Annotated in this window: 9 protein-coding genes and 6 tRNA genes; 9 read left to right on the top strand and 6 right to left on the bottom strand. The window is 67.2% G+C overall.

Translation table 11 applies throughout. The annotated features are described in order from the left end of the window. Positions 1-35: 35 nt before the first annotated feature. The 5 genes from TVH25_RS18570 to TVH25_RS18590 form a co-directional block, all read right to left on the bottom strand. A tRNA-Val gene (locus tag TVH25_RS18570) sits at positions 36-110 on the bottom strand. A gap of 20 nt (positions 111-130) precedes the next feature. Further along, positions 131-206 (bottom strand) — tRNA-Gly (locus TVH25_RS18575). Positions 207-252: 46 nt separating this feature from the next. After that, a tRNA-Val gene (locus tag TVH25_RS18580) sits at positions 253-327 on the bottom strand. A gap of 1 nt (position 328) precedes the next feature. Next, positions 329-399: transfer RNA gene (locus tag TVH25_RS18585), tRNA-Cys, on the bottom strand. Positions 400-425: 26 nt separating this feature from the next. Then, a tRNA-Gly gene (locus TVH25_RS18590) sits at positions 426-498 on the bottom strand. Between the two features lie 577 nt (positions 499-1,075). Between TVH25_RS18590 and TVH25_RS18595 the strand changes: the two genes are divergently transcribed. Beyond that, positions 1,076-1,147, top strand: a tRNA-Val gene (locus TVH25_RS18595). A 149-nt stretch (positions 1,148-1,296) separates the two neighbouring features. On the opposite strand, the gene TVH25_RS18600 is transcribed toward TVH25_RS18595, so the two are convergent. Next, positions 1,297-2,292, bottom strand: a complete 996-nt coding sequence (locus TVH25_RS18600; RefSeq protein WP_422425150.1) for an NADP-dependent oxidoreductase — start codon at positions 2,290-2,292, stop codon at positions 1,297-1,299. Between the two features lie 618 nt (positions 2,293-2,910). Here TVH25_RS18600 and TVH25_RS18605 point away from each other — a divergent pair. The 8 genes from TVH25_RS18605 to pdxS all read left to right on the top strand — a co-directional run bounded on the left by TVH25_RS18605 (position 2,911) and on the right by pdxS (position 11,093). Beyond that, a complete protein-coding gene (locus TVH25_RS18605; protein ID WP_240952431.1) occupies positions 2,911-3,309 on the top strand; it encodes a DUF742 domain-containing protein in 399 nt (132 codons plus the stop codon). A 146-nt stretch (positions 3,310-3,455) separates the two neighbouring features. After that, the gene (gene thrS / locus TVH25_RS18610) at positions 3,456-5,522 is read left to right on the top strand and encodes a threonine--tRNA ligase (RefSeq protein ID WP_169621732.1); all 2,067 of its coding nucleotides are present in this window, start codon (positions 3,456-3,458) and stop codon (positions 5,520-5,522) included. A 134-nt stretch (positions 5,523-5,656) separates the two neighbouring features. Beyond that, positions 5,657-6,145, top strand: coding sequence for an HIT family protein (locus tag TVH25_RS18615; protein ID WP_169621965.1), 489 nt, complete (start codon positions 5,657-5,659; stop codon positions 6,143-6,145). 121 nt (positions 6,146-6,266) lie between these two features. Then, positions 6,267-6,935: a phosphatidylinositol phosphate synthase gene (gene pgsA / locus TVH25_RS18620; RefSeq protein WP_169621733.1), complete on the top strand. Its 669-nt coding sequence runs from the start codon at positions 6,267-6,269 to the stop codon at positions 6,933-6,935. Beyond that, a complete protein-coding gene (locus TVH25_RS18625) occupies positions 6,932-7,834 on the top strand; it encodes a phosphatidylinositol mannoside acyltransferase (RefSeq protein ID WP_296549506.1) in 903 nt (300 codons plus the stop codon). The genes pgsA and TVH25_RS18625 overlap by 4 nt, the downstream gene beginning before the upstream one ends. Further along, entirely contained in the window at positions 7,835-8,962 is a 1,128-nt protein-coding gene (locus tag TVH25_RS18630) for a glycosyltransferase family 4 protein (RefSeq protein WP_422425153.1), read from the top strand. It begins immediately after the preceding gene. Beyond that, a complete protein-coding gene (locus TVH25_RS18635; protein WP_422425154.1) occupies positions 8,959-10,050 on the top strand; it encodes an NUDIX hydrolase in 1,092 nt (363 codons plus the stop codon). Before TVH25_RS18630 ends, TVH25_RS18635 begins: the two co-directional genes overlap by 4 nt. 140 nt (positions 10,051-10,190) lie before the next feature. Then, positions 10,191-11,093 carry a pyridoxal 5'-phosphate synthase lyase subunit PdxS gene (pdxS, locus tag TVH25_RS18640; protein WP_422425155.1) on the top strand — a complete coding sequence of 301 codons (903 nt, stop codon included), beginning with the start codon at positions 10,191-10,193 and terminating at the stop codon, positions 11,091-11,093. Positions 11,094-11,140 lie beyond the last annotated feature (47 nt).

Raw genomic sequence — 11,140 nt, forward strand, 5'->3', positions numbered from 1 at the left:
GCCCCCGTCCTGAGGAAGGGGGCCTTCGTCGTTCCTGGTGCGCGATACTGGGATTGAACCAGTGACCTCTTCCGTGTCAGGGAAGCGCTCTCCCGCTGAGCTAATCGCGCGGGATTGTGGGGTCCAGATTTGGAGCGGATGACGGGATTCGAACCCGCGACCCTCACCTTGGCAAGGTGATGCGCTACCAGCTGCGCTACATCCGCATGCACGTTGACTCTACATCGATTCGACCCACGTGCTGGTCGAACCTGGTGCGCGATACTGGGATTGAACCAGTGACCTCTTCCGTGTCAGGGAAGCGCTCTCCCGCTGAGCTAATCGCGCGAGGTGGAGACGGGAATCGAACCCGTGTGCACGGCTTTGCAGGCCGTTGCCTCACCACTCGGCCACTCCACCATTAAAAGGTCGAGTCCAACCTCTCGAGCGGATGACGGGATTCGAACCCGCGACCCTCACCTTGGCAAGGTGATGCGCTACCAGCTGCGCTACATCCGCATTCGCACCGTTCGGCGTTTTGCTCTCCGTGGTGCGGTTCAGAACACTAGCCGACCACCGTCGAAACACACAAATCAGCAGGTCGTGGCGCGAAATGCGGTTCGAGGGGCTGCAGGGTTCCCTGTGGTGTCTGTGCCGGCATGCCGAATCGGTCGTGGTGGTCGACGACCATCGTCCGGGCCGGTTGCGTGGTGGGGTGCAGGCTCTGTGAGGAACCCGGTGGGAAACAGCCGACGGGAGGAGGGGAAGGGAGTGTGGCGGGGCCGTCGCTGCCGGGCCCGCTCCGGCCTGCCGCGATCCGACCCGTACAGGCCTTTCCCCTACACGTCCCCTGCGCGGCATCGCGCGTCCTCTACCGGCAGTGCGGTCCAGGGCCCCGCGAGCCCCTTCGCGTCCATTCACGACATCGGACGCGAAGTCCCTCTTCTTGCAGCGCGGTGTTCGGTCTTTGCAGTGCGGTGTTTGTGCGTGCGGAGTAGCGTCCCGAGTGTGGTCGAACCGCGGTGACCTGCGGATTCGTGTTCGGAGCGAGAGAGTGTTAATGTTCCTTTCCGTTCGAGCCGCAGCGATGCGGCCCGGTCCCGTGGCTCAGTGGAAGAGCGTCCCGTTCACACCGGGAAGGTCGCTGGTTCGATCCCAGCCGGGACCACCCAATGTCGCATGGGCACCCCGTGCCAGCGACGATCCTCATTACTCCTCGCCGCATCCTCATAGGCCGGTATATCCGCGTGCAGGATCTTCTGATTCCCCCTCGCCAGCCGGTGCGGACGAGTTCCTTCGCATCGTCGGCTCGCCAGGTCAGGGCACCGTGATGACCGACTTCCCTCGAATGCTGCTCTTGCCGAGAGACGCGAGGGCTTCGGGCGTCTGGTCGAACGCGAAGGTGGCGCCGACGACGGGGCGGATGGAACCGGCGTCGACGAGATCGGCAATGAGACGCAGTTGCTCCCCGGACGCGTGCATGAACAAGAACTCGTAGGTCACGCCGAGCTTCCTGGCAAGGGAGCGGGTCGTGCGGCTGCGAGCGGCGATGACCAGGCGCACGATGGGGTTCGCGCCGATCTCTTTCGCGAAGGCCGGATCGGGGACTCCGTAGATTCCCACGGCCTTCCCGCCGGGCCTGAGCACCCGGAGGGACTCGAGCAGGTGTTCGCCGCCGAGGGAGTCCAGGACGAAGTCGTACCCGGAGAGCTCTTTGCCGAAGTCCTGGGTGTGGTAGTCGATGACCACGTCCGCACCGAGTTCGCGAACGAAGTCCGCATTCCGACCGGATACCGTGGTCGCCACCTGCGCCCCGAGGTGCTTGGCGAGCTGGATCGCGATACTCCCGACGCCGCCGGCACCGGCGTGGACGAGGACTTTCTGCCCGCCCGTCACTCGTCCCTTCTCCACGAGCGCTTGCCACGCCGTCAATGCCACCAAGGGCAGCGACGGCGCCTCCACGGGACCGATCGATGCGGGAGCGACGGCGAGATCAGCCTGATCGATCGCGATGCGCTCGGCGAACGTGCCGATGCGGTAGTCGCGCGGGCGTGAGTAAACCTTGTCCCCGGCTTCGAACCCCCGCACGTGTGCGCCCACGCTGACCACCGTCCCGGCCACATCGTGGCCGAGCGTGAGCGGGGGCTTGTAGTGCAGGATCGGCTTGAACTCGCCGTCGCGGATCTTGTCGTCCAGCTGGTTCACGCCCGCCGCACTCACGCTGACCAGGACGTCCCGAGTGCCCACGGCGGGTTCGGGGACGTCCGCTTCGTGGAGGGGTTGCTTGTACCTGTCGAATACGAACGCTCGCATGGTCTGTCCTCCTTGCCGGACGCTGCCGGTGTGTGAGTCGTGCAGGACGCCGCGTGCGGGGTCGGTGACGGCAGGGCGCGAACGGGCGCACGCCGGAATCGGGCCTGGCCCTCCCGACACCGTAACCAGGCGACACGGGGGGTTGATGGGTTTCCCGCAGGTCCGGGAGGACGCAGTGACGCGGCGTTGCAGACGCCGGCGCGCATGGGGATCGCCCTCAGGGCTGTCTCCCGGGAATAGTGATGAACGGCACCCACCGGAGGGTGCCCATTTTTCGTTTGTGTCATGTAACAGTTGGGCACTGTGCGACCGATGGTGCTGGAGGGTGCCCGGGTCGGCAGCGTCCCACTTTCGTGGCCATCGGTGTCCGCGCGAGCGATTGATGGCAGGATTGACCTCGTCCCAGGAGGGGGTGCGCCCTAGATGAGTGTTGCGGACAGCGAGTGGCCGGTTGTCGGGGCAACCGGCGCCAGGTTCGGTTCGGCAAGATCCCGGCAGCGCCGAAACAGCGCGGGTGCAGAGCTTGCGCAGCGCGGCCGGCCGTCGGGCGAAGTGGATCAAGGCAGTGTTTCCGGGCAAACCCGGGTGGTGGGCGGTACCCCTGAAAGGCGGGCAGCGATGTCCGGCACCGACAGGGGATCCGAGATCGATGTGGGAAACGAGGACATGGACCAGCCAGAGACGTCGTCGTTCGTGCGGCCGTTCGTGCGAATCGGGGGGCGCACCCGTGCGGAGGTAGAGCTACCGCTCGAAGCACTCGTGTCCGCGGTGCCCTCCGCGCAGGGAATCGAACGGGGATTCGCGCTCGAGGAACACCGGACCGTGCTGGCCCTGTGCGTGCAGCCACGCTCGATCATGGAGGTCGCGGCGCTGGCGGGCATTCCCTTGGGGGTCGCCCGAGTTCTGGTGGGCGATCTCGCCGCCACAGGAGAACTCACGGTGCATCGCACGGTCGATCAGGTGGGCCCGGGTGTCGATCTGCTCGAACGCGTACTCGTCGGCCTGCACGGGATCTGACGTTCGTCGCTCGGGGCGTCCGCGGCCGGTGACGCCCTGTGTTCGTCGGCAGAGTGAATGTCGATAGCATGTAGGGGTTGCCATCGCGCACGTCTACGCGCAGGCGACGCCCTTTTATCAGGCATCGAGCCGAGGAGTTCACCACAGTGACCACGCCCGCATCCGCGAAATCAGCCACGCTCGTCCGGGTGCCGGCTGGAACCAGTGCGGGCGCGGCCGTACGTGAGGCGGGACTGCCGCTCAAAGGACCGGACACGATCGTCGTCGTCCGGGACGCCGACGGTGCGCTACGAGACCTCGCGTGGGTGCCGGATCAGGATGTCGACGTCGAGGCCGTCGGTGCCGACACCGAGGACGGACGCAGCGTCATCCGGCACTCCGCCGCTCACGTGCTCGCACAGGCAGTGCAGCAGGAGTTCCCCGAGGCGAAGCTCGGCATCGGCCCGCCGATCAAGGACGGCTTCTACTACGACTTCAAGGTCGACCGGCCCTTCACGCCCGAAGATCTCGCCAAGCTCGAGAAGCGCATGAAGAAGATCGTCAAGGACGCGCAGCGCTTCTCGCGCCGGGTCGTCGCGGATATCGCCGACGCGCGTGCGGAACTCGCGGACGAGCCGTTCAAGCTCGAGCTCATCGACGACAAGTCCGGTATCGACGATCCCGAGATCATGGAGGTCGGCGGTAACGAGCTGACCATCTACGACAATCTCAACCCGCGTACCGGTGAACTCGTCTGGAAGGACCTCTGCCGCGGTCCGCACCTGCCGACCACCAAATACATTCCGGCCTTCAAGCTCACGCGCAGCTCCGCCGCGTACTGGCGCGGTGACCAGGACAACGCCGATCTGCAGCGCATCTACGGCACCGCGTGGGAGTCCACGGAAGCCCTCGACCGCCACCTCGAACTGCTCGCCGAGGCCGAACGTCGCGACCACCGCAAGCTCGGCGCCGAACTCGACCTGTTCTCGTTCCCGGACGAACTCGGCTCGGGTCTGCCCGTGTTCCACCCCAAGGGCGGCATCATCCGGCAGGAGATGGAGAACTACTCCCGCGAGCGGCACGTCGCCGCCGGGTACGACTTCGTCAACACGCCGCACATCACCAAGGGCCATCTCTACGAAATCTCCGGCCACCTCGACTGGTACCGCGACGGCATGTTCCCGGCCATGCACATCGACGAGGAACTCAACGACGACGGCACGGTCCGCAAGCCCGGCCAGGACTACTACCTCAAGCCGATGAACTGCCCGATGCACGACCTGATCTTCCGTTCCCGCGGCCGGTCGTACCGTGAGCTGCCGCTGCGGATGTTCGAGTTCGGCTCCGTGTACCGGTACGAGAAGTCGGGCGTCATCCACGGCCTGACCCGCGTGCGCGGAATGACGCAGGACGACGCGCACATCTTCTGCACGCCCGAGCAGATGCGCGACGAGCTCACCTCGGTGCTGAACTTCATCCTGGAACTGCTCCGGGACTACGGACTCGACGACTACTACCTCGAGTTGTCGACCAAGAACCCGAAGAAGTTCGTCGGCAGCGACGAACTGTGGGAGACCGCCACCGATACGCTGCGCGAGGTCGCCGAGGCCTCGGGTCTGCACCTCGTCCCCGATCCCGGCGGCGCCGCGTTCTACGGCCCGAAGATCTCGGTGCAGGTCACCGATGCGCTCGGTCGCAACTGGCAGATGTCCACGATTCAGCTCGACTTCAACCTGCCGGAGCGGTTCGAGCTGGAGTACACCGGATCGGACGGCGCCAAGCACCGTCCGGTGATGATCCACCGCGCGCTGTTCGGCTCGATCGAGCGGTTCTTCGGTGTGCTCACCGAGCACTACGCGGGGGCGTTCCCGGCGTGGCTCTCCCCGGTACAGGTCGTCGGTATCCCCGTCGCCGCCGACTTCGAGGACCACCTCTTCGACGTCGTCGCCGCACTGAAGGCCGAGGGCATCCGCGCCGAGGTCGACATCTCGGACGACCGGATGCAGAAGAAGATCCGCACCCACACCACTCAGAAGGTGCCGTTCATGCTGCTCGCCGGTGAGCGCGACGTCGCGGCCGGCGCGGTGAGCTTCCGGTTCCGTGACGGCACGCAGATCAACGGGGTGCCTGTCGACGAGGCCGTGCGGATCGTCGTCGACTGGGTGCGCCGCCGCGAGAACGCATCGCCCACCGCCGAACTGGTACAGCCGGCCGGGGCGGGCGGGCAGCCGTGACCGGCGGCCCCGTCGACGAGTCGGGTGCGTACACCGACCCTGCCGCTGCACCGGCAGGTGACCCCCGCCGAACCCCGGAACCGGCCGACACGGCCGACGGGCTCGTCGACCGGGGCGTAGGCGACCGCGACCACCTGCAGCGACTGTGGTCTCCGCACCGCATGTCGTACATCACCGAGTCGCCCGGTGCGCGCAGCGAACCGTACGAGCCGTTCACCGACATCCCCAAGATGCCGGACGAAGAGGGCCTCGTCGTCGCCCGCGGTGAATTCGTGTATGCGGTGCTCAACCTCTATCCGTACAACCCCGGCCACCTCATGGTCGTGCCGTACCGGCGGGTTGCGAATCTCGAGGACCTCACCGCCGAGGAGAGCGCCGAACTCATGGCGTTCGCCCAGCGCGCCCTCCAGGTGATCAAGAAGGTGTCGCGGCCGCACGGCTTCAACGTCGGTCTCAACCTCGGCGCGGCCGCGGGAGGCTCACTGTCCGAGCACCTGCACCTGCACGTGGTGCCCCGCTGGGGCGGAGATGCCAACTTCATCACGGTCCTCGGAGGCTCCAAGGTGATGGTGCAACTGCTGCGCGACACCCGGGCACTTCTGGCGTCGGCCTGGGACGAGTGAGAAACTCACGTCAAGTGCAGGTTCCTGCACCCGTCGGCGGTAGCGTCGACCGTGCGCTTCCCGGCCGTGGCAGGATCGTGTCCCGGGCACAACGGTCGAATCGGAAAACGGGGGTCGAACAATGCTGAGCTTCTTCGGGCGCGCGTCGGTGTCGAAGGCCACCGCGCCGCTCGGCAAGGCGTTGATCCGAACCGGACTGACGCCGGACGCCGTCACCGTCATCGGCACCGTCGCGACGATCGTTGCCGCCGTGACGCTGTTCCCCATCGGCGAGTTGTTCTGGGGAGCACTGGCGATCTGGATATTCGTCATGTTCGACATGCTCGACGGGGCGATGGCGCGAGCGCGCGGCGGCGGCACCCGGTTCGGCGCGGTCCTCGACGCGACCTGTGACCGGGTTGCCGACGGTGCGATCTTCGCCGGTCTGGCGTGGTGGGCGGTGTACCACGAGGACAGCCGCCCGCTCCTCGTCGCGACCCTGATCTGCCTGGTGTGCTCGCAGGTCATCTCCTACGCCAAGGCCAGGGCCGAGGCCAGCGGGCTCTCGGCGGACGGCGGCCTGATCGAACGTCCCGACCGCCTCGTCATCGTCCTCGTCGGCGCCGGCTTCACCGGTCTCGGTCTCGACTGGGCAATCCACATCGCCATGTGGCTGCTTGCCGCCGGTTCGGTGATCACGGTGTTCCAGCGGGTTCTCGCCGTGCGGAACTCGCCCAGCGCGCGGGAGTTGCTCCCGATCGCCACGGGTACCCCCGCGGACACGAACGACAAGAACGAGGGCGACCGGTGAGGCCCGCCGATCGCGCCGCGGACCTCGGGTACGCGGCGGGATGGCGCGTGGTGCGTGCGCTTCCCGAAGGACTCGCCCGTCGTCTGTTCGACACCGGTGCGGACTACGCCGCGCGCCGGGGCGGGGGACCGCAGCAGTTGCGTCGCAATCTGGCCCGGGTGCTGGGCACGGCGCCGGACCAGGTTCCCGACGAACTCGTCCGGGCATCGTTGCGGTCCTATGCCCGCTACTGGCGTGAAGCGTTCCGGTTGCCGTCCATGGATCTGGACGAGACGGCCGTGTCGATCGACGACGCCATCGAAGGGCGCGAACATCTCGACGCGGCACTCGCGGCGGGACGCGGTGCGATCCTGGCTCTGCCGCACAGCGGTAACTGGGATCTCGCCGGGGTGTGGTGTGTGCGGCACACGGGAGGCTTGGCGACCGTCGCCGAGCGGTTGCGTCCGGAAGCGCTGTACAAGCGATTCGTCGAATACCGCGAAGGGCTGGGATTCGAAATCTTTCCTCTCACCGGTGGGGAGACCCCGCCGTTCGTCGAACTCGCCGAAAGGTTGCGGGAGAACAAGGTGGTCTGCCTGCTCGGCGAGCGTGACCTCGCCCGAAAGGGCGTCCCGGTCACCTTCTTCGGCGAGCCCACACGTATGCCCGCCGGACCTGCGAAACTTGCCCTCGAGACGGGGGCGGCGCTGCTCCCGGTCCATTGCTGGTTCACCGACGACGGGTGGGGATTCCGCGTGCATCCCGAGATCGACGTGACCGGAGGCGTCGAGACGGCGACGCAGGCTCTCGCCGACCGGTTCGCCGCCGACATCGCCGCTCACCCGGCAGACTGGCACATGCTGCAGCCGTTGTGGCTCGACGACTTGTCCGAGGCTCGCCGCGCCCGAATGGAGGCGTAAGTGAAGATCGGAATGGTCTGCCCGTATTCGTTCGACGTGCCCGGCGGAGTCCAGGCGCACGTCGCGGACCTTGCCGAGGTGCTCATCGCGCGCGGCCACGACGTGAGCGTCCTCGCGCCGGCCTCGGAGGACACCGTGCTGCCGGACTTCGTGACCTCCGCCGGCCGCGCAGTGGGAATTCCGTACAACGGGTCGGTGGCACGGCTCAGCTTCGGGCCCGTCTCCTACACGCGGGTGCGGCGGTGGATCAACGACAACGACTTCGACGTCCTGCACATCCACGAGCCCAACGCACCGAGCCTGTCGATGCTGGCGCTCAAGATCGCGGAAGGTCCCATCGTCGCCACGTTCCACACCTCCACCACCAAGTCGCTGGTGCTGAGCACGTTCCACGGTGTCCTGCAGCCGTACCTGGAGAAGATCACCGGCCGCATCGCCGTGTCCGAACTCGCTCGCCGGTGGCAGGTCAACTCCCTCGGTGCGGACGCGGTGGAGATTCCCAACGGCGTCGACGTCCCGTTCTTCCAGCACACCCCGCCGCTGCCCGGTTACCCCCGAGCGGGTCGCACGGTGCTGTTCCTCGGAAGGTACGACGAACCCCGCAAGGGCATGGAAGTCCTGCTCGGAGCGTTGCCCACGATCGTCGCGCGCTATCCCGACATCGAAATCCTGGTCGTCGGTCGCGGTGACGAGGACAAACTCCGCAAGGATGCGGGACCACACGCCCGCCACCTGCGACTGCTCGGGCAGGTCGACGACGATATGAAGGCCGCCGCGATGCGAGGGGCGGACGTGTACTGCGCTCCGAACCTCGGTGGTGAGAGTTTCGGCATCGTCCTCGTGGAGGCGCTCGCTGCGGGCACCGCCGTGGTGGCATCCGAACTCGACGCATTCCGTCGTGTTCTGCGTGACGGCCGTGCCGGTGTCCTCGTTCCAGTGGGCGACTCGCAGGCGCTCGCCCAGGGGATCCTCGACGTGCTCGACGACGACACGCGCCGTGATGCGCTCGTGGAGGCGGGCACGGAGATCGTCGGCTGCTACGACTGGCCGGTCGTCGCCGAGCAGATCCTCCGGGTGTACGAGACGGTCACCGTCGGCGCCGGGCGCGTTCGCGAGGTGCGCTCGTGACACTCAGTGCACTGACAATCCTCGTTCTCGCGCTCGTCGCGGCAGTCGTTGTGGCCGTGGGGTTCTGGGCGTACTCCGTCGCGAACCGGCTCGACCGGCTCCATGTGCGCTCGGATCTGTCGTGGCTCGCGCTCGACGCCGCACTCGCACGACGCGCCGTGGTCGCGAGAAGCATCGCCGCGTCCATCTCCGCGTCGGAGGGCCGGAGCCTGGCACATCTCGCGGACGTCGCCGAACGCGCCGACCGAGGCCACCGCGAAGCCGCGGAGAACGCGTTGTCCGCGGCACTCGCCAAGATCGACACCGATCGGCTGCGTTCGCCGCTGGTCGCCGAACTCGCCGACGCCGAAGCGCGCGTGCTCATCGCTCGTCGCTTCCACAACGACGCGGTGCGCGACACGCTGGCGCTCCGGACCCGGCGAACTGTGCAGTGGCTGCATCTCGGCGGCACCGCCCCCCTCCCGACCTACTTCGAGATCGCCGAGCGGGCGGGGACATCCGTCCCGGTGTCCGCCCAGGCTGTGGCAGTGCGTCCGGCACCGAGCTCACCCGCTGCGAGCTCACCCGCCCCGAGTTCGCCTGCGCCTGTACCCGACCGCGCGCGCACGTCGGCGCGCGTGGTGTTGCTCGACGACGAAGGGCGGGTGCTGCTCCTGCGCGGGCACGACCCCACGACCCCCGAGGCGCATTTCTGGTTCACGGTGGGTGGCGCCGTCGAACCGGGGGAGAGCCTGCTGGATGCGGCGATCCGGGAGATCGCCGAGGAAACGGGACTCCACGTCGATCCGGATCAGGTGTTCGGGCCCATGTGGCGGCGCGTGGCGGTCTTCCCGTTCAACGGTGAGGTACTGCATTCCGAGGAACTTTTCTTCGCCGTGCAGGTACCCGCGTTCGAACCCGGAGCGGACGGATTCACCGACCTCGAACGCCGGATGAGCCTCGAGCACCGCTGGTTCGATCCGGCCGGGGTCCGGGAGCTGGTCGGGGCGGGGGAGTCCGTCTATCCGCAGGATCTGCCGCAGTTGCTAGACGAGGCACGTGCGGTCGCGGCCCGGCATCGCGAACCCGAGGTCCGCGCAATTCGCTGACGCGGCAGGCAGACACGGCAAGGCCAGCCCACCGTGACTGGCTATGGGCGGTGCCGGTGCGCGTCCATAGACTCGCCGTATCGCGCAGGCCGATCCGTGCTGCGGCGTCTTCCGTGTCGACCTCTTCCAGGAGTCCTGCTGTGAGCACCCCACAATCCACGTCCGTCACCGGCACCGCCCGCGTCAAGCGCGGCATGGCCGAGATGCTCAAGGGCGGGGTGATCATGGACGTGGTCACACCCGATCAGGCCAAGATCGCCGAGGACGCCGGCGCCGTCGCGGTCATGGCTCTCGAGCGGGTGCCGGCCGACATCCGCGCGCAGGGGGGTGTCTCCCGCATGAGCGACCCCGACATGATCGACGGCATCATCGAGGCCGTCTCCATCCCGGTGATGGCGAAGGCGCGGATCGGTCATTTCGTGGAGGCGCAGATCCTGCAGTCCCTCGGCGTCGACTACATCGACGAGTCCGAGGTGCTCACCCCGGCCGACTACGAGCACCACATCGACAAGTTCGCGTTCACCGTGCCGTTCGTGTGCGGTGCCACCAACCTCGGTGAGGCGCTGCGGCGGATCAACGAGGGCGCTGCCATGATCCGGTCGAAGGGCGAGGCCGGAACCGGTGACGTGTCCAACGCGACCACCCACATGCGGCGGATCCGGCAGGACATCCGGCGACTGGGTTCGCTTCCCGAAGACGAACTCTTCGTTGCCGCAAAGGAACTTCAGGCACCCTACGACCTCGTCGTGGAGGTTGCGAAGGCCGGTAAGCTGCCGGTCACCTTGTTCACCGCCGGTGGCATCGCGACCCCCGCCGATGCGGCCATGATGATGCAACTCGGAGCCGAAGGTGTCTTCGTCGGTTCCGGCATCTTCAAGTCCGGAAATCCGGCGCAGCGTGCGACCGCGATCGTCAAGGCCACCACTTTCCACGACGACCCCGATGTCCTGGCGAAGGTGTCCCGGGGTCTCGGTGAGGCCATGGTGGGAATCAACGTCGACGAGATCCCGGAACCTCACCGCCTGGCAGAGCGCGGCTGGTGAGCGTCGTCGATCGCTGACGACACAGAGCAGCGCACCCGGTAATTTCT

The organism is Rhodococcus sp. 7Tela_A2, assembly GCF_049311045.1.
Classification (GTDB): Bacteria; Actinomycetota; Actinomycetes; order Mycobacteriales; family Mycobacteriaceae; genus Rhodococcus.